The sequence below is a fragment of the Micromonospora yongxingensis genome (assembly GCF_052601155.1).
On the sequence record NZ_JBQXEO010000005.1, the window covers coordinates 266446 to 292342 of the forward strand.

Annotated in this window: 23 protein-coding genes; 17 read left to right on the plus strand and 6 right to left on the minus strand. The window is 71.9% G+C overall.

Features of this window, described 5'->3' with window-relative positions; translation table 11 throughout:
* Window positions 1-136: 136 nt before the first annotated feature.
* Window positions 137-2152: a heavy metal translocating P-type ATPase gene (locus tag ACTWLT_RS09780; RefSeq protein WP_374558759.1), complete on the minus strand. Its 2016-nt coding sequence runs from the start codon at window positions 2150-2152 to the stop codon at window positions 137-139.
* 108 nt (window positions 2153-2260) lie between these two features.
* Between ACTWLT_RS09780 and ACTWLT_RS09785 the strand changes: the two genes are divergently transcribed.
* Together ACTWLT_RS09785 and ACTWLT_RS09790 are read left to right on the plus strand one after the other, a co-directional pair.
* Window positions 2261-2620 (plus strand): ArsR/SmtB family transcription factor, encoded by a 360-nt coding sequence (locus tag ACTWLT_RS09785; protein WP_256483074.1) that lies wholly within the window; start codon window positions 2261-2263, stop codon window positions 2618-2620.
* A 303-nt stretch (window positions 2621-2923) separates the two neighbouring features.
* Window positions 2924-3268 (plus strand): hypothetical protein, encoded by a 345-nt coding sequence (locus ACTWLT_RS09790; protein ID WP_252418196.1) that lies wholly within the window; start codon window positions 2924-2926, stop codon window positions 3266-3268.
* 577 nt (window positions 3269-3845) lie between these two features.
* On the opposite strand, the gene ACTWLT_RS09795 is transcribed toward ACTWLT_RS09790, so the two are convergent.
* From ACTWLT_RS09795 to ACTWLT_RS09815, 5 genes are all read right to left on the minus strand, one after another.
* Complete coding sequence (locus tag ACTWLT_RS09795; RefSeq protein ID WP_445318022.1) at window positions 3846-4946, minus strand: TRM11 family SAM-dependent methyltransferase; 1101 nt, start codon at window positions 4944-4946, stop codon at window positions 3846-3848.
* Entirely contained in the window at window positions 4930-5817 is an 888-nt protein-coding gene (locus tag ACTWLT_RS09800) for a hypothetical protein (protein WP_445318023.1), read from the minus strand. Before ACTWLT_RS09800 ends, ACTWLT_RS09795 begins: the two co-directional genes overlap by 17 nt.
* Window positions 5818-6090: 273 nt before the next feature.
* Window positions 6091-6255, minus strand: a complete 165-nt coding sequence (locus ACTWLT_RS09805; RefSeq protein ID WP_445318024.1) for a DUF5990 family protein — start codon at window positions 6253-6255, stop codon at window positions 6091-6093.
* Entirely contained in the window at window positions 6177-6602 is a 426-nt protein-coding gene (locus ACTWLT_RS09810; RefSeq protein ID WP_445318025.1) for a transposase, read from the minus strand. Before ACTWLT_RS09810 ends, ACTWLT_RS09805 begins: the two co-directional genes overlap by 79 nt.
* Window positions 6602-7216 carry a hypothetical protein gene (locus ACTWLT_RS09815; protein WP_445318026.1) on the minus strand — a complete coding sequence of 205 codons (615 nt, stop codon included), beginning with the start codon at window positions 7214-7216 and terminating at the stop codon, window positions 6602-6604. Before ACTWLT_RS09815 ends, ACTWLT_RS09810 begins: the two co-directional genes overlap by 1 nt.
* A gap of 789 nt (window positions 7217-8005) precedes the next feature.
* On the opposite strand from ACTWLT_RS09815, the gene ACTWLT_RS09820 reads away from it, so the two are divergent.
* The 15 genes from ACTWLT_RS09820 to ACTWLT_RS09890 all read left to right on the plus strand — a co-directional run.
* Window positions 8006-8890 carry a hypothetical protein gene (locus ACTWLT_RS09820; protein ID WP_445318027.1) on the plus strand — a complete coding sequence of 295 codons (885 nt, stop codon included), beginning with the start codon at window positions 8006-8008 and terminating at the stop codon, window positions 8888-8890.
* Between the two features lie 743 nt (window positions 8891-9633).
* Window positions 9634-10020, plus strand: coding sequence for a pilin (locus ACTWLT_RS09825; RefSeq protein WP_445318028.1), 387 nt, complete (start codon window positions 9634-9636; stop codon window positions 10018-10020).
* Window positions 10021-10022: 2 nt separating this feature from the next.
* The gene (locus ACTWLT_RS09830; RefSeq protein ID WP_445318029.1) at window positions 10023-10940 is read left to right on the plus strand and encodes a TrbL/VirB6 family protein; all 918 of its coding nucleotides are present in this window, start codon (window positions 10023-10025) and stop codon (window positions 10938-10940) included.
* Window positions 10937-11908: a PrgI family protein gene (locus tag ACTWLT_RS09835; protein WP_445318030.1), complete on the plus strand. Its 972-nt coding sequence runs from the start codon at window positions 10937-10939 to the stop codon at window positions 11906-11908. The genes ACTWLT_RS09830 and ACTWLT_RS09835 overlap by 4 nt, the downstream gene beginning before the upstream one ends.
* A 44-nt stretch (window positions 11909-11952) precedes the next feature.
* The gene (locus ACTWLT_RS09840; RefSeq protein WP_445318046.1) at window positions 11953-13713 is read left to right on the plus strand and encodes a VirB4 family type IV secretion system protein; all 1761 of its coding nucleotides are present in this window, start codon (window positions 11953-11955) and stop codon (window positions 13711-13713) included.
* Between the two features lie 71 nt (window positions 13714-13784).
* Window positions 13785-16232, plus strand: a complete 2448-nt coding sequence (locus tag ACTWLT_RS09845; RefSeq protein ID WP_445318047.1) for a type IV secretory system conjugative DNA transfer family protein — start codon at window positions 13785-13787, stop codon at window positions 16230-16232.
* A 766-nt stretch (window positions 16233-16998) separates the two neighbouring features.
* Window positions 16999-17859, plus strand: a complete 861-nt coding sequence (locus ACTWLT_RS09850; RefSeq protein ID WP_445318031.1) for a replication-relaxation family protein — start codon at window positions 16999-17001, stop codon at window positions 17857-17859.
* 596 nt (window positions 17860-18455) lie between these two features.
* Window positions 18456-19283, plus strand: coding sequence for a hypothetical protein (locus tag ACTWLT_RS09855; protein WP_445318032.1), 828 nt, complete (start codon window positions 18456-18458; stop codon window positions 19281-19283).
* Window positions 19284-19712: 429 nt separating this feature from the next.
* Window positions 19713-20630: a hypothetical protein gene (locus tag ACTWLT_RS09860; RefSeq protein WP_445318033.1), complete on the plus strand. Its 918-nt coding sequence runs from the start codon at window positions 19713-19715 to the stop codon at window positions 20628-20630.
* Between the two features lie 261 nt (window positions 20631-20891).
* On the plus strand, window positions 20892-21698 hold the full coding sequence (locus tag ACTWLT_RS09865; protein ID WP_445318034.1) for a MarR family transcriptional regulator: 807 nt from the start codon (window positions 20892-20894) through the stop codon (window positions 21696-21698).
* Window positions 21699-21792: 94 nt separating this feature from the next.
* A complete protein-coding gene (locus tag ACTWLT_RS09870) occupies window positions 21793-22437 on the plus strand; it encodes a GGDEF domain-containing protein (RefSeq protein WP_445318035.1) in 645 nt (214 codons plus the stop codon).
* A gap of 90 nt (window positions 22438-22527) precedes the next feature.
* Window positions 22528-23106 (plus strand): hypothetical protein, encoded by a 579-nt coding sequence (locus tag ACTWLT_RS09875; RefSeq protein WP_445318036.1) that lies wholly within the window; start codon window positions 22528-22530, stop codon window positions 23104-23106.
* Window positions 23103-24161: a DUF6283 family protein gene (locus tag ACTWLT_RS09880; protein WP_445318037.1), complete on the plus strand. Its 1059-nt coding sequence runs from the start codon at window positions 23103-23105 to the stop codon at window positions 24159-24161. Before ACTWLT_RS09875 ends, ACTWLT_RS09880 begins: the two co-directional genes overlap by 4 nt.
* Before the next feature lie 231 nt (window positions 24162-24392).
* Window positions 24393-24935 (plus strand): hypothetical protein, encoded by a 543-nt coding sequence (locus tag ACTWLT_RS09885; RefSeq protein WP_445318038.1) that lies wholly within the window; start codon window positions 24393-24395, stop codon window positions 24933-24935.
* A partial coding sequence (locus ACTWLT_RS09890; RefSeq protein WP_445318039.1) for a C40 family peptidase occupies window positions 24932-25897 on the plus strand: 966 nt, incomplete at its 3' end. The genes ACTWLT_RS09885 and ACTWLT_RS09890, both read left to right, overlap by 4 nt.

Sequence of the window (25897 nt, forward strand, 5' to 3'; positions counted from 1 at the left end):
GACTGCACCTTGGCGAGCAGCGCTCCTGCGGTCGGACCCATTGGGCGGCAGGGCGGCCGCCTGTGCGAAGTGGCGGGCTGCGTAATCAACCCCGGGCGGCGTAGCCGTGCTGTTGCCGCAGCAGCCCGGCCTACGGTCAGGCTGCAGGGCCTAGCCGCCGGCCTCTCCCGTCCGGCGCTGCGGCTGACCGGCCATTCTGGCCGCGGTGCCAGGCGCGGGAGTGCAGCAGCCGCAAGCCGTTGAGTCCGACGATGATGGTGGAGCCCTCGTGCCCGGCGACACCGAGGGGCAGCGGCAGGTGGCCGAAGAGGTCCCAGGCGACCAGCACGGTGATGAACGTGCCGGCGATGACGAGATTGGCGGTGACCAGTCGACGGGCGCGGCGGGACAGAGCTATGACGGCGGGCAGGGTAGGCAGGTCATCGCGGACCAGAACCGCGTCGGCGGTCTGCAGCGCAAGGTCCGAGCCGTGCTGGCCCATGGCCACGCCGGTGTCGGCGGTGGCGAGGGCGGGGGCGTCGTTGACGCCGTCGCCGACCAGCAGGACTCGCCGCCCGTCGCGTTGCAGGGCGCGTACGCGCGCGACCTTGTCAGCGGGCAGCAGGCCCGCGTAGACATCGGTGATGCCGGCCTCGGCGGCGAGGCGACCGGCCGCGCCGGGGCTATCGCCGGTGAGCAACACCGGCGTCGCACCGGTGAGCGCGGTCAATGCGGTTACCGTGGCCGCGGCTTGCGGACGGACCCGGTCGGCGAGGGCCAGCACCCCGGCGGGCACGTCATCCACGATCACCACCACTGCAGTACGACCCCCGGCCTGCGCGGTGTCGACCAAGGCCCGCGTCTGCGAGTCGTGTGCAAGGTGATCGAGCAGGGACGGGCTGCCCACCTGTATCCGTCGCCCGTCGACGGTGGCGGTGACACCTCGGCCCGGGGTGGAGACGAAGTCGTGGACGGCAGGGACGGTCAGTTCCCGGTCACGGGCGGCGGCGAGCACGGCGGCTGCCAGGGGGTGTTCGCTGGGATGCTCGGCGGCTGCGGCCAGTCGCAGCAGGGTGTCCTCGGTGTGGTCGCCGCCGGGGACGAGGTGAATCTCCGCAATGCGGGGGGTGCCCTCGGTGAGGGTGCCGGTCTTGTCGAAGGCCACGATGTCGGTGTCAGCGAGCTGTTCCATGACCACGGCGGACTTGACCAGCACGCCGTGCCGGCCGGCGAGGGCGATGGCCGACAGCAGCGGCGGCATGGTCGCCAGCACCACCGCGCACGGTGACGCGACGATCATGAAGGTCATCGCCCGGAGCAACGTCGGCTGCAGCGCCGCGCCGAGCGCCAAGGGGACGGCGAACAAGGCGAGGGTTGCCACGACCACGCCAAGCGAGTAGCGCTGCTCCAGTTTTTCAATGAAGAGCTGGGTGCGGGCCTTGGTCGCTGATGCCTCCTCGACCAGGGCGACGATGCGGGCGACAACTGACTCCGTGGCCGGGCGATGCACCCGGGCGAGCAGTGTGCCCGCGCCGTTGACGGTGCCGGCGTACACCTCGTCTCCGGGCTGCTTGGCTACCGGCAACGGTTCGCCGGTGATGCTGGCCTGGTCGACGTCGCTCGCGCCGTCGACCACGAGGGCATCGGCGCCGATACGCTCCCCCGGGCGGACCCGGATCAGGTCATCGACGGTCAGGTCCGCGGCGTCGACGCTGTCCTCGGCGCCGTCGTCGTGGACCCGAGTGGCCCGTTCGGGGGCGAGGTCGAGCAGCGCGCGGACCGAGTCGGCGGTCCGCGCCGTGGCGAACGCCTCCAGCGCGCCGGAGGTGGCGAAGATGACGATCAGCAGCGCCCCGTCGAATACCTGCCCGATGCCGGCCGCGCCGATCGCCGCCACGATCATCAGCAGATCCACGTCCAGAGTCTTTTCGCGCAGTGCCCGCAACCCGGCCAGCGCCGGCTCCCACCCGCCGACCGCGTAGCAGGCGAGGTACAGCGTCCACCACAGGAGCGCCGGGGCGTGTGCGAGCTGCGCGACGGCACCTAGGGCGAACAGCACGGTGGCAGCGGCCGCCCACCGCACTTCGGTGAGGGACCACAGCCGGGCACTCCACCGTTGAGGCACGCGCGCGGTGGACGTCGCGCCCGGGGTGGTGTCGATCGTCAGCGTCACGCCACACAAGTTACCTGCATGACTTCGCAGATACTTAATCAGCTAGGAAGGCAGCCAAGGAGTTAGGGCTAGGCTGGGCGGGTGCACACGTCGCTGCCGGATTTTCAGATGCCCAACGACGAGCAGGTCCACCTCGCAGCCGAGGGCTTCCGGCTACTTGCAGACCCGACCCGCATCAAGATCCTCTGGGCCCTGCTGCAGGGTGAGTCGTCGGTGGCATGCCTCGCCGAGCTAGTCGGTGCCGCCCCCACTGCCGTCAGCCAGCACCTGGCCAAGTTACGCCTCGCTGGACTGGTACGGGGACGCCGCGAAGGCACCTTCGTCTACTACTCCGCCGCGGACGTCCACGTGCAGGCTCTGCTCGCCGAGGCGCTCTTTCACGCCGACCACACCGACCGCGACATACCCGACCACGCCCGCGGCGACCTGCTCCCCCACACTCGTCCCACCACGAGCCCAACCCGCTGATCCGCAACGCGGAAAGGTAGCTGGCCGAGGCGACTCTCAACCGCGTACCCGGACATCTCGCGTATTCCCTCTCAGTCACGCTAAGGGTGCTGCTGGACGGCGCGCTGGTCGTGGGAGTCACCCAGATCAGCTGCCGCACCTTGCCCGAGGCGGCGGCGAATCGACCACCTGCTGCAGCTGTGTACAGCGACCGCGCTGCGGTGGGACCCCGTCGGATCAAACCCCCGCATGCCCTGACCTGCCAAGGTTGTCGCGGCTGCCGGAGTATTGGCCGACCCGCCGACGGAAGGGCACGATGGGCGGGTGGAGGTACAGCTGCTGGTCGTCGAGGACTGCCCGAACGAAGGGCCTGCCGCTCTAAGGCTGCGCCGAGCGCTGGACGAGGTGGGCCTGTCGACGGTGCCGATCACCACTCGGGTGGTTACCAGCGGGGCCGAGGCCGAGCGGCTTGGCTTCCTCGGCTCACCCAGCGTCCTGATCGACGGCCGGGACCCGTTTGCCGAACCCGGCTGCCGTCCGGGGATGGCGTGCCGGCTCTACCGGGACGACACCGGCGTGTCAGGCGTGCCACCGATCAGGCGTCTGCGCCAGGTGTTCAAGGAGGCCGCCGATACCACCGCACGCCGGCCAGCCGGGCCTGCCGGTTGATGTGGTTGGGGAGGATCGATGGCCTCCCACCGTCGGCCAACACGGCCGCAGCCTGCCGCTACTTGACCGGGCACGGTTGTGGCAGCAGCGTCACGAGCCAAGCCGGATCGATGTGGGACCGTGGCGGTTGGAGGGCAACGAGAACTCCTCAGGCTGAAGGCGGCTCGGTGGCCGTGGTGCGTGAAGGAATCGGTCGGCTCCGTGCGTGCGGGGTCCCGGTTTCTGCGAGGACCCCGCACGCAGCTGGGTGCCGGAGGCATACCGGCCTCTTCTGCGTCGACACGGGCCGCTGCAGCTAGAGGCGGAGCGGCCCTGCAGGTCATCAGGTGTGGCGGTGGGGACAGAGCGGGATTCGTAGTGCGGCTGCGGCTGCGGCTTGGGCGGGGACGACGCCGTTGCCCAGCACGCGCAGTGCCGCGGTGCGCGGCAGTCCGAGAGTGGGTTCGGTGACCCACGACGGCGGGAGGCCCATGAGCCAATCCACGAAGGTGGTGCGAGGACCGGTTTGCCGTGGCGGTCTGTCTGGGTTGGGTGCGGGGCGGGCCGTGGTCAACGCCCGCGAACTTCTCACCGACGCTCACCCGGCCGGCCCCTTGCACTCAGGTGGCGCCCCTGTGCCCACACGGCGCCGATCGCCAGGGCACCGGGATTCGCCGTGAGAGCACTTGGGTTCGCCGGAACTCACGGCGTTCGGTGTCTTGGTGAACACGAGGACGTCCTCGTGGGCGATCAGGTGCATCGGCGTGCCCGCGGTGCGGGCGCGGCGGACCTGCTGGAGCTGGAAGAACGACGGTCGGGCGACGAGCTGCCCGTCGCGGACAGCGGCCAGCAGGGCGACGCACCGGTCGACCGGGGTGAGGCCGGCGCGGATGCCCGCCCCGATCACCGCGGACGGCAGGTCGACCAGCTGGCCGTTCTTGCGCCACGGCCGGGCAGTGACCACGACGACGCCGCCGGGGCGCAGCAGGGCGTGGCAGCCGGCCAGGATCTGGGCGAAGCCGTCGGCGAGGCCGGTGAGGTCGCGGTAGGCGAGGTTGCCTCGGTCAGTGCCGTCGTTGTAGGCGTTGTCGAACTTCGCCACCCCGTCCGCGCCGGGACGGACGAGGCCGTGGACGGTCGGCCCGTACGGCGGTGAGGTCACCACCAGCGCCACCTGGCCGGCGAGGGCGGCGGGAACCAGCGACAGGATTCGGGTCGCGTCGCCGCGTATCACCGCTGCCCTGCCGGTGGCTCCCTGAGCGTGGGCGTGGGTGATGTTGGCGTCGGCGATGTCCGACCAGCGGGACTCGTACTCCACGCCGATGGCGTCGCGGCCGGCGTGAACGGCCTCCACCAGGGTGGTGCCGATGCCGCACATCGGGTCGAGCACCAGGTCCCCGGGGTGGGTGTAAGCGGTGACGGCGTGGGCGGCGATCGCGGGCAGCATCCGTGCCGGGTGCTTGACCGATTCGGGCACGTAGCGGCCTCGGCGTTGCACCGGTCCGGTGCGCTGGGCGGTCGCCCACACCGATAGACCCTCGGGCCCGGCCATGCTGTGCTGCTGTCCCTCGTCCTCGCGGTGCCGACCCTCGTAGGCGCGACGCCCGCCGGCGGCGGCGCGGTGCCGGCCGCCACTGGCATCCGGCGGTGCCGGCTCGTCGGGCCCGTGGGTGGTGGGATGCTCAACCACGGCGCTCACCGCTCTCCCGGCGACGCCGCGCCGACGGCCCGGTGGCGGACCCGGTGGTGAACACGAATAGGTCGGCGTGGACGCGGTGGTGCGTGAGCGTCCACTGCTGCCCGGAGGTGTCGCGGGCGAGGGCGAGGAGCTCCTCGTCGGTGACGTGGTAGACGAACGCGTCGGCATCGGTGTCGGCGGTGACCGCGACGATGTGCTGCAGGTAGCCCAGTCCGACGTTTGCCGCCTCGGTGGCGAGAGGGCTGAAGTCCTCCGGGGTGGCGATCGTGCCGGCGGGGACCGCGACGATGAGCACGAGGCAGCCGCCGGGGCGTAGCAGCCGGGCGCAGGCCGTCAGCAGACGGGCCAGCCGCACCCGGTTCGTGGCCTCGTTCGCGTCCAAGGGCCAGGAGGCGACTACCAGGCCGGTTGCCTCCGGTGAGGCGCCGTTGGCCGGGTCGGCGTCGGACGGGTCGGTGAGGTCGTCACCGAACCAGGCGCCCATTTCCGGCACGTCACCGTTGTCGTCCTGTTCGTCCGACGGGTCCGGGTCGGCCTGTCGGGTGGCGGGGCCGATGAGAAAGCTCGGTCCTTCGGTGAACCAGCCGGGGTGGTGCCGGCGTCGCCCGACCAGGCAGGCAGCGCCGAGGGCGTGGTCATCGGTGCAGTCGACGACCGTGTCACCGGGGCGGCTGTAGGCGGCCACGAGGCGGTAGGCCAGACGGGCGCCGATGGTGCGGCCGGTGTCGGCGGCCGTGCGGGCGGTACGCCACACGGTGATCGGAACCGGCGGGTCGCCGGCCACGAGGTCGGTCAGGGTCGGGTCGGCGCCGGAGTGGTCCGGGGTGACGGGGCGGGTGGGGTCGTGGTGCTGCGGCGTGTGCTCGCTCATGTGATGTCGGCTCCGCGCCGCGCGGGCAGTGCGCTGACACCCTCAAACCCGTGTTTGTGTGCTCTGGCGAACGCCCCCCGTTCTCACAGCGACTCACAGCCGCTCACACCGCCCCGATTCGCGTAGGGGTGAGGTTGGGCGTGTCGCAGCTAAGCTGGCCCAGCCCAGCGGTTGTCCCACCAGAGTTGCCCCGGTCTGTTCTGCCCCGATCATCGACAGACCCGATGAATCTCGCCGTCCCCGTGTGCTGTGTGGTCGGCACCAGCGTGGAAGCTAGGTGGTGGACCAGGTGACCTTCGGCGGCCGGACGGCGGCGCGCAGAGGTTGTCCTTTGGCGTCGGTGAGCCCGGGCCTCGCCGTCAGGCTGCCGGCAGCGGCCGCAGCATGCGCGGTGGTGGCGTCAACACCGTCGAGCCGCAGTGTGGCCCGCCGGAACATCGTGAACGTGCCGGTGTCATCGATCTCGCCCCACGACAGGTAGATGACCTTTCCACCACCCAGCGGCGCGGCAGGACCTGGAACCCTTTGACGTCGTCGTTGTGTTTGACGATCTCCAGCCGGATGCCCAGTTCCTGGTCGGCCCAGTCGATGAGGCTGGCCTCGACGCTGTTGGCGTATCCGCCGTCGGCCCAGATCAGCTCGATGTACGGGTGTTCATCGGTGATGGAGCCCAGCACCAGCTTCGCTCTGGCCCGGTCCTGTACCGAGGCAGACGCACACCGCCACATTCGTTGGGCAGGTGATAGGTGATGGTCAACTGCCGCTGCCGGGGGAGGCGGCCCCATTACACACGTGGGCCGCGGGCGGTGAAGACGATTGTCGACGTACCTTGCGCCGTATCGATCTGGTAGACGTAGCACCCGGGCGCCCGCAGCCGGGTGAAGCTCGGATAGTCCTTCCACCCCCCGGACAGCCCCTGGTACTTGTCGGCATCGATACGTAGCTCCGGTATGGCGGGATCCTCGAAGGCCAGTTCGCCCGGGCCATCGAGCCGCTTGCCGCGGATCAGCACCAAGCCGGTCACCGTCGGGTCGACGGCCCACAGGATCTTCGCCCCGCCCCAGGTGTTGTCTCTCCAGTCCCCCGCGTCGCGGTAGTCGAGGACGCCGCCTGGGGCCAGGGCTGGCCTGGCCTGGCCGGTCCCCCACAGGGGAGCCAGTCGCGGATCGGGTTGCTCGCGGTTCCGGGTGACCGGGCAGCGTTCCCCGGCGGTCGGAGGGGCGATGGCCCACGGTCGGCGCAGGATCTGATACCGGTCAGCTTCGGCAGACGGGGAGGGCTTGGCCGTCGCGCTCGTCGCACCGATATTACCTGGCCGTCGGGGTGTCTCGTGCCCGCTGGTGCAAGCGGCGCAGAGCAAGACGAGCAATGCCGCCGTCGCCGCCCGGGCCCGCGTCACCCCCACGCATCTTGTGCCCACGAGCCCGACCCCCGTGACCGATCGCATCGACGGACTCCGCTGCCCGTCACCGCATGCTCCCGTACAGGGCCTTGGGGGTCAACCGGGAGGAGGAGATCACTTGACATGGTCATCCGTCGCCGCCAGACGGTCGACGTACAGGTCGCCGGACAAGCAGGACTCCGTCGGCCTGCACCTCATGAGGGACACCCGCACCCGTGGCATAGCTGGTTACCTATGACATCTCAGCCTCTGCCGCGGGAGGTGCGGGCGGCGGCGTCGCTGGCCGCGTCATGACATCGCCGCCGATGACATCCCCGGTGACACCGCCCCGATGCCTGCCCGTCCTGACAGCGGTAGACGCCGCGATGACATCAACGGGCGACCGGTGTGACATTGCGGCGTGCGACCGTGTCACTGTGGCCTGACGCAGGTCGTGGTGAGCGCTTGTGAGCGGCTGTGAGTGTCATCGTCGGCGTTGTCATCGTCGCCGCCATCGGTCGGCGGACACCTCCCCGCCGGGCACGGAGAGTCGACGCCATGGCCGGAGTCGCGATGTCCCACTACAGCTCACGGGCCGCCTCACGCACTGCTGTCAGCGATGACGGTCGATGTCAGAGTTCGCGTATCAGAGATTGCTGCACCGCCGACGCGGCAATGTCAGAGGCGGCGCGACCTGCGCTGTCAGGGCCTTGTGAGGCGCTCGTGTCGTAATCGGCCCCTGCCCGGCGCCGCGACACCCCACCACGGCGCCATTCGACGATCTTCGTTGACGTGGAGGGTTGTGACATGACCGCCTCTGACATCGACTGGCCTGCCTCCCCGCTGGAGGCTGCCGAGGCCGCGTTCGCGGCACTGACCTGCGACCCCGAACCGATGACACTCGACCTTGACATGTACGACTGTGTCACCGGCCTGCCCGGCGGTGTCGTGACACTGCCGGCGCTGCGGGACTGGCTCCTGGCGCACCCGCGCGCCTACATGGCGCGCGACGAGGTGTGGCGGGACCTGGTGCGCCGCGCCCGCCTTGACGGGCCTGCATGGGTGATCGCCGCGGTCGGGATGGCGATGCCGGCGCTGCGCCGCTACGCCAATCACCTGTGCGCCGGCTATGCCGGCGACCCGGACGACATCGGGGCAGAGGTCCTCACCGGCTTCCTGACCGCGCTGCGCGACCGGGTCGACGTGTCCCGCAGCGCCCCGTACGCGGCGTTGTGTCGGGCGGCGTTTCGGGCCGGCTACGCCCTGCGCCAACAGGCCGGCGAGTACACGCCGGTGGACAACGTCGACCACGTCACCGGTCCCCGCACCCCCACCCTGCCCTACGGGCACCCGGACCTGCTCATCCAACGGGCGGTCGGCCTGGGCATCCTCGACCGGGAGGACGAGCAGCCCTACATCGACATCCGGCTCGGGAGGCGGGCGATCGAACCGGTCGCCGCGCGCCTCGGCATCACCGTCGACGCGCTGCGCATGCGGCTGGGACGCATCGACACCCGCCTCACCGACGCCCTCGCCAGCGGGCTGCTCACCGGGGTCACCAGTCAGCAGGCGGCCCGCGAGCTCGCCGGTCAAGCCGAGCACCGCGCCGCCACCCGCACCGGCCGCGCCACGGCCAGCCGCCGCACCGCAAGCAAGCTGACGGCGCCCGCGACGGCTGCCCTCGCCGCCTGAATCACCGCTGCGCACCGCGTCAAGGCGGTGCCGCCACATTCCCCCGTGAACGTCCTCGCCGGTGACACCGCCCGCGGGCGAGGACGTTCGGCTGGTCGATCCTTGACCCACGATGGACCCCGACCACGGTGTCGGGGTCCACCGCTGTTCGGTCCTCGTCGAACCGGATCTGTCCGCCTCACCGCCCGGACCTTCGCTGCGCCCCGTACTTCCGGACAGACAACGGGTCAGCTGGTAGGCCCTGGACGCTCACAAGCACTCACAGCGGCTCTAGGCGCAGGCCCTTTACTCTGCGCCGAAGCCACAAGGGGGCTTGCCCCGGGAGACCGGTTCCACATCGCGGAGCGGAAACCCCGCTGTGACCTGCGGTGGAAGTCATCTGGGCGGCGCTGTGAGCCGCTGTGAGCGGGAACCGTGTTCGCCAGAGCACACAAATGCGGGTTTGAGGGTGGAACTCTTCACGCCCCGGCTGAGCCCGGGCACGCGAAGGTTTCGCCCGCCGTCGGGCCCGGACATCGTCGGGCCGCGCCGCGAGCTGGACGCCTCGGGTGCCGCGCAGTGCTTGGTGCGCTGACACCTCATCGAACACCGCAACCCGCATGGGAGGACGAGCTCCTCCCGAGGCCAGTGCGACTCGTGGCACGTCCCGTCATCCGCGCCCGACGGCGGTCCCCCTTGACCGCCCACTAGCGCCCCGCCGCTTCACCCCTGGTGACGGCGGCGGGGCCGGAGGTGACCTAGTCATGTCCCGCGTCCCGGCACGCCTGCGTGCCCTCCCCCAGCATTGCGTCATCCGCTTCACCGGACGGGCCGCCGCCGTGGCGGCCGCGATCGTCGTGTTCCTGGCCGTGCCCACGGCCGCGTTCGCCGGCACCGGCGAGCCGGTGTACCTGGCGGCGAACTCTCTGCCGGTCGTGATCGGCAACCTGCAGACGTGGCTGATGGGCATCCTCGCCGCCCTGGCCACCCTGTTCCTCGTCCTGGCCGGTCTGTACTGGGCCACCGCCGGCGGCGACCCCGTCCAGGTCGACAAGGCCAAGGGCGCACTGAAGAACGCCCTGGTCGGCTACGGCCTGGCCGTCCTCGCACCGGTGCTGTTGGACATCGTCCAGGGCATCGTCGGAGGCTGACAATGGGTTGGCTGCTCGATCAGATCCTCGACTGGATGGCGGCGGCAATCCTGGCCTGTCTGGACGCGCTGATCGGGGTGATCAGCAGCGCGCTGCTGGTCACCCCGAACGTCACCGCGCTGCCGCAGGTGCAGGCGTTGACCGGCCGTTCGGTCCTCGTCGTGGACACTGTGTTCGTCCTGGCGTTCGTCGCCGCCGGCGTGCTCACCATGACCGCTGGCGGCAGCGAGGGCTCCCGCTACACCGTCAAGGACCTCATACCCCGGTTGATCGTCGGCTTCGTTGCCGCTCACTTCTCGCAGCTGTGGTGCGGCACGCTCATCGACCTCGCCAATGCCCTCACCGCCGCCCTGACCACCGACGAGGGTGACAGCGACGGTGCGCTGCGAGCGATCAAGGCTCACATCACCGTCGGGCAGGACAAGACCGCGGTGCTGCTGTTCGTCGTCTGCGTGGCCATCATCGCGGTCCTGCTCGCGAGCACCGCGTTCAGTGTGATCGTCAGGTTCGCCGTCGTGCTGGTGCTGACCGCGTTCGCCCCCCTGGCCCTGGCCTGTCACGCGTTGCCGCAGACCGATCCGATCGCCCGGCTGTGGTGGCGCTCCTACGCCGGCATCCTCGCGGTGCCGGTGGTGCAGGGGTTCACCCTCTACGCCGGGCAGTGGATGCTCACCGACCCGGAGCACCTGCTGCCCGTGCTCGGGCTGCCGGTGGAGCCGGGCGGGGTGATCAACCTGTTCGTGGTCATGGTCATGCTGTGGACCACGCTGCGAGTGCCCGCCCTGATGGGCCGCTTCGTCTCCACCAGCGGCGGTGGCGGGGGCGCGAACATGCTCGGCGCGGCGGTGCGGGTGATCGTGGTGCAGCAGGTCACCCGGTCGATACCCGGCCTGGGCCGGATCCGAGGGGTGACCCGATGAGCGGGCGCGACCGGGACACAGAGCCGGGGCGGGCGCGGATGCCCGCCGACGTCGACGCGCCCGACAAGGTGCTTTACGGGCTCACGTTCCGGCAGCTGGCCATCCTCGCCGTCGCCGCCCTCGCCTTCTACGGCGCCTGGCGGGCCCTACACGACCTGCTGCCGGCGCCGGTGCTGCTCGGCGCCGCTGTCGTCATGGGTGGGCTGGTGTTCGGCATCGCCGTGGGCTGCCGCGACGGGCTGCCCCTGGACGTGTGGCTGCTCGCCGCCGTGCGGCACTCGCGCGCACCGCGAGCGCTGTCGACCACCGACACGACGTCGAAGACACCGGACTGGGTGCAAGCCCCGAAGAGACCCGTGGTGCTGCCCGCGCCGTTGAAGCTGCCCGCCGACGCGATCGCCGACAGCGGGGAGATCCGCCTCGGCGGCAGCCGCGCCGCGATGGTCGCCGCCACCAACGTCAACCTCGCCCTGCGAACCCCGGACGAGCAGGCCGCGCTGGTCGACACCTTCGGCCGGTGGCTCAACAGCCTGTCGACGCCGACGCAAATCGTCGTGTCCGCGCAGCCGGTCGACCTGCACTCCCACGCCCGCAAGTTGGCGCAGACGGCGGACGGCCTCCCGCACCCGGCCCTCGTGGACGCGGCGGCCGACCACGCCCGGTTCCTCGACCAGCTCGCCAAGCGGCGGGATCCGCTGCGCCGACAGGTCCTCATCGTCACCCAAACCGGCACCGGGGAGCGGGGAGAGAATGCCGCTCGCCGCCGCGCCGACGACACCGTGCGGGCCCTGTCCGGGCTGGGGGTCACCACCCGCGCGCTTGACGGGGCGGCGGTCACCGCCGCGATCGCCGCCGCAGCGGACCCGTACCGGCAGCCTAGGCCTGGTGGCCTCGCCAGCCCCGACACCGTCATCAGCGGCCCCGTAGCCGGCAGCCGGAACACCTCACTCCGAAGGGATCGATCATGAATTGGACCGGCTTGACGGCTCGACGACGGGCGGACGCGTTGGCGATGCGCGCCGCGGGGGGTGTGGCGGCGACGGTCGCCCCGGCCTCGGTGGAGGTCACCCCGCGGATGCTACGAGTGGGTGACGGCTACGCCGCCACCCTCGTGGTCACCGGCTACCCGGCCGAGGTCGGCCCGGCCTGGCTGGAGCCGCTGCTGTCCTGGCCGGGCCGGCTCGACCTGGCCCTGCACATCGACCCGCTGCCGGCGCCTGTGGCGGCGTCGCGGCTACGCGACCAGCGCGCCCGGTTCGAGTCGAGCCGACGGGCCGATAGTGAGCGGGGCAAGCTTGCTGACCCGTATGTGGAGGCCGCCGCCGACGACGCCGCTGATCTCGCCGAACGTCTCGCACGCGGAGCGGCGAAGCTGTTCCGGGTCGGGCTGTACCTGACCGTGCACGCCCGCACGGAGGCCGAGCTCCTCGACGCGTGCGCGCAGGTCCGGGCCGCCGCCGCGTCCACCCTGATCGAGGTCCAGCCCGCGACGTGGCGGCATTTCGCCGGGTGGACCACCACCCTGCCCCTGGCGACGGACTCCCTGCAGATGCGGCGCACCATGGACACCCAGGCCCTGGCCGCCGCGTTCCCCCTCGCCAGCGCTGACCTGCCGGCGCCGCTGCCCGGCGATCCGCCAGCGGAGGGCGGGGTGCTCTACGGCGTCAACCCGGACTCCGGCGGCGTCGTGTGGTGGGACCGGTGGGCGCAGGAGAACCACAACTCCGTTGTCCTGGCCCGCTCCGGCGCCGGGAAAAGCTACTTCGTCAAGCTGGAGATCCTGCGCAACCTCTACGACGGGGTGCACATCGCCGTCATCGACCCCGAGGACGAATACCTGCGCCTGGCCGACGCTGTCGGCGGGGCCATCGTGCGCCTCGGCGTCGCGGGGGTGAAGGTCAACCCGCTCGACCTGCCGGCTGGGGACACCCGCCCGGACGTCCTGACCCGCCGCGGCTTGTTCCTGCACACACTGATCGGCGTGCTGTTGGGGCAGCAGCCGCCGCCGGCTGAACGCGCCGCGTTGGACCGGGCGATCCTGGCCGTCTACCGGCAGGCCGGCATCACCGCCGATCCGGCCACGCACCACCGGCCGGCTCCGCTGCTGCGCGACCTCGCCGCGACCCTGCGCGCCGACGCCGACACCGCGGCGCAGCAGCTCGCCGCCCGGCTCGCCCCCTGGGTAGAAGGGTCCTTCTCCGACCTGTTCAACGGGCCGACCACCACCCGCCCCGACGGGCACCTGGTCGTGTGGTCCCTGCGGCATCTGCCCGATGAACTGCGCACCGTCGGCACGCTGCTCGCCCTCGACTCCATCTGGCGCGACGTTGACGCGCCCGGCCGGGCACGGCTGTCCACCCGCCGGCTCGTCGTGGTCGACGAGGCGTGGCTGCTCATGCGAGACGGCGAAGGCGCCCGGTTCCTGTTCCGCATGTCCAAAGCCGCCCGCAAGCGCCACGCCGGGCTGACCGTCATCACCCAGGACGTCGCCGACGTCCTGGGCACCGACCTCGGCCATGCCGTGGTCGCCAACGCCGCCACCCAGGTGCTGCTCAAGCAGGCCCCACAGGCCATCGACGCGATCGGCGACGCGTTCGGCCTCACCGCCGGGGAACGGCGGCTGCTCCTCGCCGCCGGCGTCGGACAAGGCCTGGTCATCTCCGGCACCAACCGCAGCAGCTTGGAAGCCATCTCCTCCGACAGGGAGCACCTGCTGTGCACGACCCGGCCGGCGGACCTGGCCGACCTCGACGACGAGGAGGACCACCTGTGAGACCCCCAGACACCATCATCCTGAGCGCACCGACACCGGCGCCCAGCCCTTCCGGGCCGGGCGCCGAGTTCGTGGCACCCCCGACCGGGCCCGGCGGGTGGATCGTTGACGTCGGCGGGTGGGCGGTACAGCGGCCGTGGCTGCTCGCGGTGGCCGCCGCCGCGGTGGTCGTCTACGTCGCGGCGCGCAACCTGCTCGAGGTGTGGCGGCACCGCCGGCACGCCGACCGCGCCCGCGTCGTGACGATCGCCCCGCCGCCCGAGGTGGACCCGCACGGCGCCGCCGCCCTGTGGGCCAACCTCGCCGGCATACTCACCCCGTCGCGGCGTCGGCGCCTGCTCTACGGCAGCCCACACGTGGTGTGGCAGTACACGTGGACCGGCCGGCGGCTGCTGATATCGCTGTGGGTGCCGGGCACGGTGCCGGTGGGGGCGGCGGAGGCGGCGGTGCGGGCCGCGTGGCAGGGTGCGGCCACGAGCACCGACGACGCGTCGCCGCCGATCCCGCTGCAGGTGCGCTCGGCGGTGGGCGGGCATCTGCTGCCCACCGCCGCCGAGTGGTTTCCCTTCGCCACCGACCATGACAACGACCCGTTGCGGGCGCTGATGTCCGCCGGTTCGCAGCTCAAGGCCGACGAGCACGCCTGCGTGCAGGTCCTGGCCCGCCCCGCCACGCCGCGGCGCGCCGCCAGGGCGCGGCGGGCGGCCGGACGGATGCGCGACGGCAAGACCGCCGTCGCTGCGGTCAATCCGGCGGCACCGTTGCTGTGGCTGATCGAGCTGTTCCTGCCGGGGCGCACCGGCGGCGCGGGCCGCGGTGCCCAGCCCGCGGCCCGCCGCGATCCGGGGGTGCAGCGCGATGTGCGGGCGATCCTGGACAAGACCTCACACCCGCTGTGGCAGACCGGCATCCGCTACGCGGTGGCGAAGGACAGCCAGCGAAGCGGCTCTGACCCGCGGGGTCGCCTGCGGGCCGTGGCGAACGCGGTCGCCTCCAGCTTCGCCGTCTACGCCGGCCGCAACCGACTCGGCCACCGGGCTCGCATGCCGTCGCCGGTCGCGGTCCTGGCCGGTCGCCGCCTCGGAGCGGGGTTCCTCACCTCGACTCCGGAGCTGGCCGCGCTCGCCGCGCTGCCGCAGGACCTGGCGGTGCCCGGCCTGGACCGGGCCCGGGCGAAGCCGATGCCCGCGCCGGTCGCGGTGCCCACCGGTGGGCGCGGCGTGAAGGTGCTCGGCGACGCCGAGGTCGGCGGCCACGGCGTGGCGCTGTCAGTGCCCGATGCCAGATACCACATGCACGTGGTCGGGTCGACCGGTTCCGGGAAGACGACGCTGCTGGTCAACATGGCCGTCGATGACATCATCGCCGGCCGGGGCACGGTGGTGATTGACCCGCACGGGGACATGGTCCTGGACATCCTCGACCGGCTTCCCGTGTCCGTGGCGGACCGGGTGGTGTTGTTCGACCCGGACCAGCCCAACCCGCCGACGCTCAACCCGCTGTCCGGGGACGACCCCGACCTCGTGGTCGACAACCTGGTGTCGATCTTCGGGAACATCTTCGCCAAGGCGTGGGGGCCGCGGATGGACGACGTGATGCGGGTGGCCTGCCTGACCCTGCTGCGTCACGCCAATGTCACCCTCCAACACATTCCACCGTTGTTGAACTCGGCGCAGTACCGCTCGGCGATGACCGTCGACCTTGAGGATCCGGCCGGGCTGTCCGGGTTCTGGCAGTGGTACGACGAGCTCAACCCCGCCCTGCGCTCCCAGGTCATCGGACCTGTCCTTGCCCGCCTGCGGGCGTTCCTCCTACGGGACTTCGTCAAGCGCACCATGCGCTACCCCCATTCCAGTTTCGACATGGGCGAGGTCCTCGACGGCGGAGTTCTGCTGGTCCGCATCCCGAAGGGCACCCTCGGGGAGGACACGAGCAAGCTGCTCGGCTCCTTCGTCCTCGCGCAGGTGTGGCAGGCGGCCATCGCCCGGGCGAAGATCGCCCCGGAGAAGCGGCGCGACGCCACGTTGATCATCGACGAGGCGCACAACTTCCTCACCCTCGCCAACAGCCTCGACTCGATGCTCGCCGAGGCCCGTAAGTACCGGCTGTCCCTGGTCCTGTCCCACCAGGACCTGGCGCAGTTCCCGCGTGACCTGCTCGCCGCCGCGTCCGCGAACGCCCGCAACAAGGTGTATTTCTCCTGCGCGCCGGAAGACGCCCGCGTCCTGGCCCGGCACACCCTGCCCGAGCTCGACGAGCATGACCTGGCCCACCTGGATGCCTACACCGCGGTCGCCCGTCTCGTCGCTGACGGCCGGCAGACCGCGGCGTTCACGATGCGCACTCGCCCACCCAAGCCCGTGGTCGGGGAAGCCACCGCTATCCGGCAGGTCGCGGCGGCGTCGGTGCCTGTGCAAGACACCAGCGCCATGGACGCCCTCGTCGAGCAGTACTCCCGCTCTGGAAAGGACGCTCGCAGCACCGCTAGAGGCACCCGCGGCATGGCCAGCAAACCCTGACCCTGCCGGGTACCACCCATGGTCGGCGCTGCGAGGTCCCCAAGCGGGGCGCCTGTCAGCGCCGCAGACGGACCGGAGACCACCAGTCGCCGCCAGGTCCCGACACCCTCCGACAGGAGGGATCGGCTTTCCTACCCCTCAGGGAGTTCCCTCGTGTTCAGGTCACGCACGCGCGACCATCTCGACCAATCGTGCAGGCGCATCCTGCGCTACCGTCAGATCTCAGCCTGGCCCACACGGCACCACCTGCCTCCGACCGGCCAGACCACCCGAACCCTGATTTCCTCAGCCCGATCCGCCCGGCTGCGCCCGGCTACCCCGCACCTAACCGAGGCGGTCAGCCGGTTTGTCGACATCAACGACGGCGACGCGCGGCACCTCCGGGCCGTCGGCCCGCTCGGGACGCTGGTCCACCCGACCATGCACCACGAATCGGACCCGCCCGACACACGGGCACCGCGAACCAGCTCCCCTTGCGCCGCAGGTAGTCGCGGCGGGACGGCGGATGGTAACTGCGCAAGCGGCAGGTTTCCAGCCTCGCGTGGTCTCCGGGCTCTGTCAAAGCCGGGTGGGGCGCCGGTGGCGCCGGGGAGGGCTTGGCGTCGGTGCCGCAGCGGGTGCTGGGGTCGGTGTCCTGGTCGGTCTTCAGACGGACACCCACACCCACGGCTGCGCACCGCCGAAGGCGCAGCACCACCCCGGTGTGCGGCAACCACGGCGCCGACCGGAATGACCCTCCGGGTCTCCTCCTGTAGGGGTGGTCACCATGCGTGCTAGCGGCGACCGCGTCCTGCGTGTCCGCGCCCAGCTCACCGACCGTGACCAGCTCCTGCTGGACTGGCTGGCCGACCACCGCGTCCTCACGACCTTCCAGATCGCTCACGCGCTGTTCGGGTCGCTGGACTTCGCTCAACGCCGCCTGCTGAGACTGCACCGGCTGGCCCTGGTGGACGGGTTCCGGCCGCTGCGCCCCGGCGGCGGATCGTTCCCCTGGCACTACGTGCTCGACCAGCTGGGCGCGGAGTTCGTCGCAGCCAGCCGCGGTGAGCCGCCGCCACGGCGCGGTATAACGGTCGACGCGCTTCGCCGCATCGCCACCAGCCGCACCCTGGACCACGACCTGGGCGTCAACCAGTTCTTCACCGACCTGGCCGGCTACGCCCGCAGCCGACCAGAGGCAAGGCTCGAACGGTGGTGGTCGGCGCAGCGCTGCGCGCAACCGGGCACGTTCCGCACCGCCCTGGTTTCGCCCGTCCGGCCCGACGGACACGGCGTGTTCGCCCAGGACGGCCGGCGGGTGGCGTTCTTCCTCGAACACGACTCCGGCGGCGAGCGGCACCGGGTGCTCCTGAAGAAACTGACGGGGTACGGCGCGCACGTCGCCGAGGGCGGCCCCGCCTGGCCGGTGCTGTTCTGGCTGCCCACCGCCGCCCGCGAACGGCACCTGCACCAGCTGCTGGCCCAGGCACGCCTCGGGGTGCCGGTGGCCACCGCCGCCCGCGACAGCATCGACGACGAGACCAGCCCGGCCGAGGCGGTGTGGCTCGTACACGGCGACAGCGACGCCCCACGGCGCCTGATCGACCTGGCCGGACTCGGCGACCCCGCCCCAGACGACGAGCCGTAAGCCCAGCGACCCGCACCTGGGATGTCCCGCGGCAGGCAACCCAGCCGCGGCCCGCATGGACCCCGTGCCCCGGGTCCGACCCGACAAGAAGGCGGCCTCCGGGCGAGACCCTCACGGGGCAGGTCAGAGGCCTGCGGCGACGTGTTCGCCGCTGCGAGGAACGCCGTCACCAACCGTGTCTGTCAGACAACAAGATCATCTGTGAGTGCCGGCGCTTCTCACAGCGCCACCGGCATCCACCCACTCACGGCGGGCCGAAACCTCTCACAGCGCAGGTCACCACCCCTGCGCCGCGCACATTCGCTCGGCAGGCGCTGTGAGAGCCGGCCGCTACCTTCGTCGGCAACACCACACTCATATCGCTCCACCCGGTTCGGTCCCACCTCAGGGATCCCTCGCCGCACCCACCGGTGCACGACGCCCACCCGCCTCTCCGGCCGGTCGGCACGCGCACCGCGCGGCGACACTGACGGTCGCACCAACCAACCGCACCACCTGCAGCACCTCGTCTCTTACTCCCTGACCCGACCCATGTACCCGGTGGGCCGGTCGTCCTGCGCGCCCGCAGCGCGCCCGCACGAAGGAGGTCCTCACCGATGGCCAACACCGTCAACGGCACTGCGCTGACCCGTCACGGCAGCCGCGTGCCCGCCCTCCCGGCGAAGCCGGCCCCCGCCAAGGCCACCACGACCCCGGCGACCAGGCCGACCCCCACCCGGGCAACCCCAAACGCACCACGGCCAACCGTCACGCCGGCCCCCACCATCCAGACGATCATCGTGTGCCTGCCCGACGAACTGCCTGCCGAGGCGCTCACCGCCCACCACCTCGATGAGCACTTCGGTGTCACCGGCACCCTGCAGCCGCTGTTCTGGGCTGTCCCCGCGCTGCGTCTGTGGCAGCGGCACCAGATGGTCGGCCTGCGCAAGGGCCGCCCGCCGGCCTGCGCCGGTGGGCCGGTCAAGCTGCTCGACCTGCAAGGCATGCGCCACGCCGCGGGTGTCGGCGCCGGCATCCGCTACCAGATCTGGCAGCAGACCGTGCACGGCACCCGCCCGGCCACCCCGTGGCCGGTGTTCGAAGCCCGCCACCTCGCCGACCCCGACAGGTACACCCTCCACGCCGCCGCGGCGGACTTCCACGCACAACCCCGCGTGAACGCGATGCGGATGCACGCCGCCGCCAGCCCCGGCACCGGACAGCCGAGCGTCGGAGAGCTGGAGATGTACCAGGCAGGCCAGATGGCCTACCAGGACTACAGCGCCACCAGCGCCATCGCCGGCGACGCCCTGCTCACCGCCGACGGCCGCAAGCTGTCCCCAGCCAGCGACGCCCTCACCCACCGGGTGACCTACCTCGAGCAGGCCCTGCGCTACCTCGACACCGTCGAGCCCAGCCAGCGGCTGATCGCCGTCGCCCTGTAACACCCGCTCACCCCGTGCGCTGCCCGCCGATCACCCCGCTGCGTCGGCGCGCAACACCGGTCCTGCCCGCACCGCTGACCGCCGCCGTCTCACCGCTGCTCTCAGCTGAAGCAGCAGGCTGAGGCCCGCACACCGCCCGAACCGGGGCCCAGGGGCGAGGAACACGATCCTGCGACACGTCCGGGCCCCCTTCAAAGGGCGCTGGCGCAGCCGCCGGCCACGTACCGGCAGACAGCGCCCCACGCCGCAGACGCACGGCACACCGCATCACGATCGCCCCCTCTACGACTGCCGGCTGGGAGCCGATAGCCGCTGCGCGAGAACACACAGCACGCCGGGCACCCCGGGCTCGGGGTGCCCACCCAGCTCGGCCTGCGACAGGCCGCTCTGTTCCTCTTCCCGCCCCATCGACAGAAGGCACCCAAGCTGATGTCCACCCGACTGTGGTTCCGACTGGAGGACGTCCTGCCCCTGGCAGAACACGCCCTCGCCTGCCCCACCCACCGCCTCACCGGCGCCCAAGCCGCTGCCGGCGGATCCAACGGGCCGGCACTGACCCTGACCTACACCACCGGCACCGGCGTGCTGCGCTCCAACGGCATCCCCGCATGGCATGACGCACACGGCGAGCACCAGAGCGTCCACAGCGCTTCGTGGCGCCCCACCGTCGCCCGCACCCCCACCCCGACCTTCAGCGCCTTCCTGCCCCTGCGACATCAAGACTCCAACCGCCGGCGGCTGATCGACGTCCTGCGCGGCGGGCGGGACCTCGACCACCACTGGCTGCTCCTCCACCCCCACACTCGCCCCGGCGAGGTCCTGCACGCCGGCAGCGTGCAGGTCCTGGACCACCGCGACGACATCGCCGCACCCGAGGCCCGGTGGCGTCCCCGGATGGTCACCTCGTCGCGGGTCGGCGACTGGGGCTACCCCGCGCTGGTCGCCGACGGTTACACCACCGCCAACGACGGTCTTGTTTGCCGCTTCGACGCGCCCACCGCCCGACGCATCGCCGCGGACCTCGACGGCCCGTGGCGGTTCGACAGCATGCCCGGGGAGTACCCGCGGCTGCGCTTCAACGGGAGCACGCTCCTCCTGCTCGAGGAGTACGACACCGGCGACCGGATCCGCCTCGATGTGGTCGACCGCTGCTATCCCGACCGCGACGGCTACTACAGCGTCGGCGCCCACCTGTGGTTCTGGCACGACAGCGAATCCACCCGGATGCCGGCCCGATCCCGGATGCGTCTGGGCTTGACCGCGCTGGCCGGTCGCGCTCGCCAGATCCTCTCCATCGCCTCCGACGGCCCGCACACGAGCCGGCGGACACCCCCTGCTGACGCCTGACGCCCGCACGACCTGGCCTTTGCCCGGCCACCCGCGCTGCCGGGCACTCCCGCCCGCGGCCGCACGGCCGTGCCTGGGATGCCCTGCACGCACGTGCTCAACCGCGCTGGTTGTCGGCCGATAGAGGCGAGCCGGCAGCCAGGCGAGAGACGTCCGGCGTCCCGAGATCCGGTCCTTGCACTTGATCACCGCCCCGCTCGAAGCGTGGATCAGTGCACGGCCCTCAACCCGGCGCCACTACTCACGAGAAAGGACACGCCGATGACCGACACGTCACAGGAGCCCGTCCCCGCGCACAGCATGATCAAAGTGCTGGCCGCGCTCGCCGAACTCGGCGAGGCCACCGCGACGGCAGTTGCGGAGCACGCAGGGCTCGGCTATTCCACGACCACCCCGAAGCTGCGCGCCTGGGAAGGCTCGGGGCAGGTGGAGCGGTTGCGCACCGACGACGGGCGCGCGCTGTGGCGGCTGACCGCTGCCGGCCGCGCCGCCACCGCCACGACCGGCGAATCCGGCGGGCAACGTCCTGCCGACCCCGGTGAGCCCCACCCCAGCGTTGAGCTGGAGACGCTGGACGAGCGCAGCGGCAACGGGGACTGCCCGCCGGCCGCAGCGCCCGATGATCAGCAGGCAGGGGACGGCGACCACAACGAGCCGGCGGTGGAGGTCGAGCCCGTCGCGTCGCCAACCGACGACGCCGCCACGCCCACTTCCGCTGATATCGACAGCGCCGGTAAACCCTCGGCCGACCTGACCCGGGATCTGGAGCCGAACGGTGGCGAGATCGTTGAGACACCGCAGGCCGAGGCCCGACCGGCCAATGCGCGGCGAGTCGGCGGGTCGCTGCGGGGGGCGGTTCTGGACGTTCTCGAAGCCCACCCGGACCGGCAGTACAAGGTTGGCGAGCTGTGCAGGCTGGTCGACGCCGCGAACGCCGGCACGGGTGCGGCGAAGGCCAGCGCGGGAGCGGCCGCCAACGCCCTGGCCAAGCTCGTCATCGCCGGGAAGGTCATCCAAACCGTGGAACGCCCGGCCACCTTCCAGCTCGCCCCCACCAGCGGCCAGTGACCGGCGTCTGTCCCCTGTAGCCCGAGGGCAGGCGTCGAAGTTTGGTGACTCACGCCCGCCCCCGGTGCTCCTTCCGAGAAAAGGAGCGACACCAGTGTCTCCCATCCTGCACACGATCGTCACCACCGTCGGCGGGATCCTCGCCGGCCTCGCCCTCGCCGGCGCCCTACTGTGGCGCCAACACCACGCCCTCGACGCGGCCCGCTACGACGCCACCCACGACGAGATCACCGGCCTGCCCAACCGGCGGCTCCTGCTCACCCGGCTGCGCGCCGCCCTCAACCATTACGGCACCTTCGGGCTGGTGCTGCTCGACCTCGACGGGTTCAAGACGGTCAACGACACCTTCGGCCACGACACCGGCAACGTCCTACTCGCCCACGTCGGGCGGCTCCTCGCGGGCCTCGACGCTGCCGTCGAGATCGCCGCGCGGCTGTCCGGCGACGAGTTCGCGCTGCTCGTGCGCGGCGACCGCGACGACGTGGCCGCCGTGTCCCGCGCCGCCTGGCACAGCATCGGCGGCGCGCCCATCCGCCTCGACAACGGCGACACCATTGACGTCCACGCGTCCGTCGGCTACACCCTCCTGCGGCTCGGCGTGAGCCCACGGCAGGTCCTCGCCGAGGCCGACCAGGCCATGTACCAGGCCAAGCGCCTCGGCCTCGGCGTGTGGGGCCACAGCGCGCTCACCGGACCACCCGACTACGGGCGCAGCCGCGACCGACACCACCAGCACTGAACCTCATCCCGCTCCGCATGCACCGGGGACCCCGCAGCCGCCGGCTGCGGGGTCCCTTCCTATTCCGCCTCCACACGAAGGGAGACGATCGTGCTGTCCTTCCCCGCTGTCCACACTCTCGCCGGCTGCCTGCTCGCCACGAACGCTGACGCCGACGTCCTCGGCTGGGGTCGCCCCGCGACGCTGCTGCTGATCCACGACCGGCCCCTGCACGGCGGCTGTCCGGCGAAGCTGCGCGCGATGCGCAGCGTCGAGTTCCCGCTGCATCCCGACGACCTGCTCACCGAACCCGCCGGCCTGCCCGCACTGCTGCACCGCCTCGCCACCGGCCTCGACCACCCACACCGCAACGCCGCCATGCCATATCGGGCCACCCTCGACACCATCATCGGGCTGATCCGCGACACCGCCCCCGACGCCCGGCTCCTGGCCTGGGCCGCCCTCTACGACGACATCCTCACCGTCGCCGGCAGGCCCCGGCAGGCGCGCCGCGTCGACGCCGTCGACACCGACGGCCGCGTCTACCAGCTCACCCACCTGTCCGGCGAGGACCACCCCCTCCTCGCGGTCGACGAAACCCCCGCCGCCGCGAACACTCCCGCGACCGGGCCCGGACTGGCCGCGCTCCTCGCCGCTACCGCCCGCCTCACCGGAAGGACCCTGCCGTGACCCGCTTCGAGCCGTGGCGCAACAGCGAACAGCAGGAGCCGATCTTCGAGGTGTCCGGCCCGGACGGGGCGTCCATCCGCTGCCGGATCTGCGGAGCCGTCAACGAGGTCTTCCAGGACGAGACGCCGTCCATGGCCGGCTACGGCCAGGACAGCTACGCCCGATGCACCCGCTGCGGATCCGTGGAAACCAGCGACCCGGTCTTCGGCTGGCGCGCCAAGCCCGAACCACGGCAGCAGCCGGCGAGCACGCAAGCGGACATGGACGCACCGGCCGCGGTGAGCGGCCAGCGGGACGGCACCCGCGGCCCGGCGAAGGCCCCATGCGGGACCTGCCCCTACCGCCGCGACGTGCCCTCCGGCGTGTGGGACGCCTCCGAGTACGCCAAGCTGCCCGCCTACGACGCGCCCACGGCACTGCAACCGGGCGGGCTGTTCCTGTGCCACCAGGCCGACGGGCGGGTGTGCGCGGGCTGGGCAGGCTGCCACGACACCGACAACCTCCTCGCCCTGCGGCTGGCCGCCCTGCACGGCATGGACCCGGACGAGGTCACCGCGACCCGCGACTACGTCTCCCCCGTGCCGCTGTTCGGCTCCGGTACGGAGGCCGCCGAGCACGGCATGGCCGGCATCGACGACCCGGACCCGAAGGCCAGGCGGGCGATCCACCGCCTGCACCCGAAGATCTCCGCACGGCGGTTGCCCGCCGTCGTGCGGGAGCTGCCTGCCCCGCCGGCACCGGCCGACGGGGACTGCCTCACCTGGGCGCCCGCCACCGCCGAACGGCTGCGGCAGCTCGGCTATCCCGCGCAGGTGCTCGACGTGGCCGGCTGGGCCGACGAGCAGGCCGGCGTCGTCGCCTTCATCCATCGCACGGTCCTGCTCGCCGAACCCGGTGGCGACCCCACCGGCTGGCAGATCGTTGACGTGACCGCCCGGCAGTTCGACCCCACCCTGCCCGCCCGCTGGCTCACCAGCTGGCACGACTACCTGACCGCCCTGGCTGAAGCGACCGGCGCCCAGCGGGTCACCCGGTGGCCCCAGCAGTCCACCTGACCTAACCCGACCCGCGCCGACCGGGTGCCCGGCTACCGGCCGGGCGGCCTACAACAAAAAGCCGCTCTACCGGCCCTCATCCGCGCAAGGCCACGCAGCCGCCGCGTCGCGTGGCCTTGCGCGCAATGCCCGACCCGGCCCACCCATCCCCCACCGCGTGCGCATCGGCGCGGCCCGGATGTGGCCCGCGTCCGCCTCGTCCTGCCCTGAACACTGTCGAAGGAGTTGCTCGTGAGCAGCCGCTGCTACGTCGGCACCGCCGACCCCCACCAGCCACACCTCGTCCACGCCCGGTTCGTGCTCTTCGACGGCTATCCCGCCGCCGTCATCCCCGCGCTCGCCGGCACCTGGGCGGGCCACGCCCGCCGCGACACCCACGTTCTCGTCGCCGCGGTCCTCGCCCACGACTGGGAGTACCTCGACCCGACGATCACCGACGCCGCCACGTCCGGGTTCGCGGGGCAGCACCCGGTTGCCGGGGTCGGCATGACCCTGGCCGCCACGTCGCCGGACGGCACGGTCGAGGCGCCGGAACCGGTCAGCGTCTTCCCGCTGTCGCAGGCCGCGCACCTCGACGCGGCATGGATCTACCTCATCGACCCCGCCGCCGACGCGATCGCCGTGCACACCGACGACGGCGAACCTGCCGCCCGCTACCACCTCGACGCCTGCGCCGCCCCGAAGCCCTCCGCCCAGTACCGGGCAGAAGGCGCCATCGCACCCCCCGGGGCCGCACATCCCTGCTGCGTCCCCACGCCGGGGGTGCCCCGATGAGCGCGCGTGCCCTCGGCGCCATCAGCGCGGGCGTGGTCGCCCTGCTCGTGCTGTGCGCCGCCGGCGTCGGCGCCTTGTTCACCGGCGGCAGCACCGCCTCCGCCGGCTGCTACAGCGCCGTCGGCCCCGACGGACAGCCGCAACTGCCCAGCATCAGCCTGTCCCCACCAGCTAACGGCGTCGGCGCATGGAGCAGCGAGCAGGTCGGCAACGGCGCCACCATCGTCGCCGTCGGCGCCGAGCGCGGGGTCCCGCCCCGCGGCTGGGTCATCGCCCTGGCCACTGCCATGCAGGAGTCCACCCTGCGGAACCTGCCCGGCGGGAACCGGGACTCGGTCGGGCTGTTCCAGCAGCGCCCATCCCAGGGTTGGGGCACACCCGCCCAGCTCCAGGATCCCCGCTTCGCCGCCCGGAAGTTCTACACCACGCTGCTCACGGTCGACGGCTGGCAGGCCATGCCGTTGACCGACGCCGCGCAGGCGGTGCAGCGCTCCGCCTTTCCCGGCGCCTACGCCAAGTGGGAAGACGACGCGATCGCCATGGTCCGCCTGCTGACCGGCGGCGCCGCGGCCGGCCCGATCGCAGGCGATCTGGAGCAGGCGATGAGCAACCCGCTGTGCCTGGTCGACGGCGGTGACGGCCAGTTCGGCGGCGAACCGGTCTCCCTGCCATCCGGGTTCTCCCTGCCTGCGGGCACGCCGCTGCCGGTGGTCACCGCGATCGGCTGGGCCCTGGCCCAGCTCGGCACCCCCTACACCTTCGGCGGGGACTGCACCGCCGCGCACTCCGGCATCCCGGCGCGCCAGTGCGACTGCTCATCACTCATCCAGCAGGCCTACCGGGCCGCCGGTATCGGCATTCCCCGCACCACCAGCGAGCAGGTCCACGCCGGCACCGCCGTCGGCGACTACCGGGACCTGCGACCGGGTGACCTGTTGTTCATCCCCGGCAGCCGCGGCAGT

Excerpts from the sequence above, each read along its gene's own strand:
- ACTWLT_RS09785 (WP_256483074.1), top strand. The coding sequence starts at position 2,261 with ATGCCCAACGACGAGCAGGTCCACCTCGCAGCCGAGGGCTTCCGGCTA.
- ACTWLT_RS09800 (WP_445318023.1), bottom strand. The coding sequence starts at position 5,817 with ATGAGCGAGCACACGCCGCAGCACCACGACCCCACCCGCCCCGTCACC.
- ACTWLT_RS09805 (WP_445318024.1), bottom strand. The coding sequence starts at position 6,255 with ATGTTCCGGCGGGCCACACTGCGGCTCGACGGTGTTGACGCCACCACC.
- ACTWLT_RS09810 (WP_445318025.1), bottom strand. The coding sequence starts at position 6,602 with ATGGGGCCGCCTCCCCCGGCAGCGGCAGTTGACCATCACCTATCACCT.
- ACTWLT_RS09820 (WP_445318027.1), top strand. The coding sequence starts at position 8,006 with ATGACCGCCTCTGACATCGACTGGCCTGCCTCCCCGCTGGAGGCTGCC.
- ACTWLT_RS09825 (WP_445318028.1), top strand. The coding sequence starts at position 9,634 with ATGTCCCGCGTCCCGGCACGCCTGCGTGCCCTCCCCCAGCATTGCGTC.
- ACTWLT_RS09830 (WP_445318029.1), top strand. The coding sequence starts at position 10,023 with ATGGGTTGGCTGCTCGATCAGATCCTCGACTGGATGGCGGCGGCAATC.
- ACTWLT_RS09835 (WP_445318030.1), top strand. The coding sequence starts at position 10,937 with ATGAGCGGGCGCGACCGGGACACAGAGCCGGGGCGGGCGCGGATGCCC.
- ACTWLT_RS09840 (WP_445318046.1), top strand. The coding sequence starts at position 11,953 with ATGCGCGCCGCGGGGGGTGTGGCGGCGACGGTCGCCCCGGCCTCGGTG.
- ACTWLT_RS09850 (WP_445318031.1), top strand. The coding sequence starts at position 16,999 with ATGCGTGCTAGCGGCGACCGCGTCCTGCGTGTCCGCGCCCAGCTCACC.
- ACTWLT_RS09855 (WP_445318032.1), top strand. The coding sequence starts at position 18,456 with ATGGCCAACACCGTCAACGGCACTGCGCTGACCCGTCACGGCAGCCGC.
- ACTWLT_RS09860 (WP_445318033.1), top strand. The coding sequence starts at position 19,713 with ATGTCCACCCGACTGTGGTTCCGACTGGAGGACGTCCTGCCCCTGGCA.
- ACTWLT_RS09865 (WP_445318034.1), top strand. The coding sequence starts at position 20,892 with ATGACCGACACGTCACAGGAGCCCGTCCCCGCGCACAGCATGATCAAA.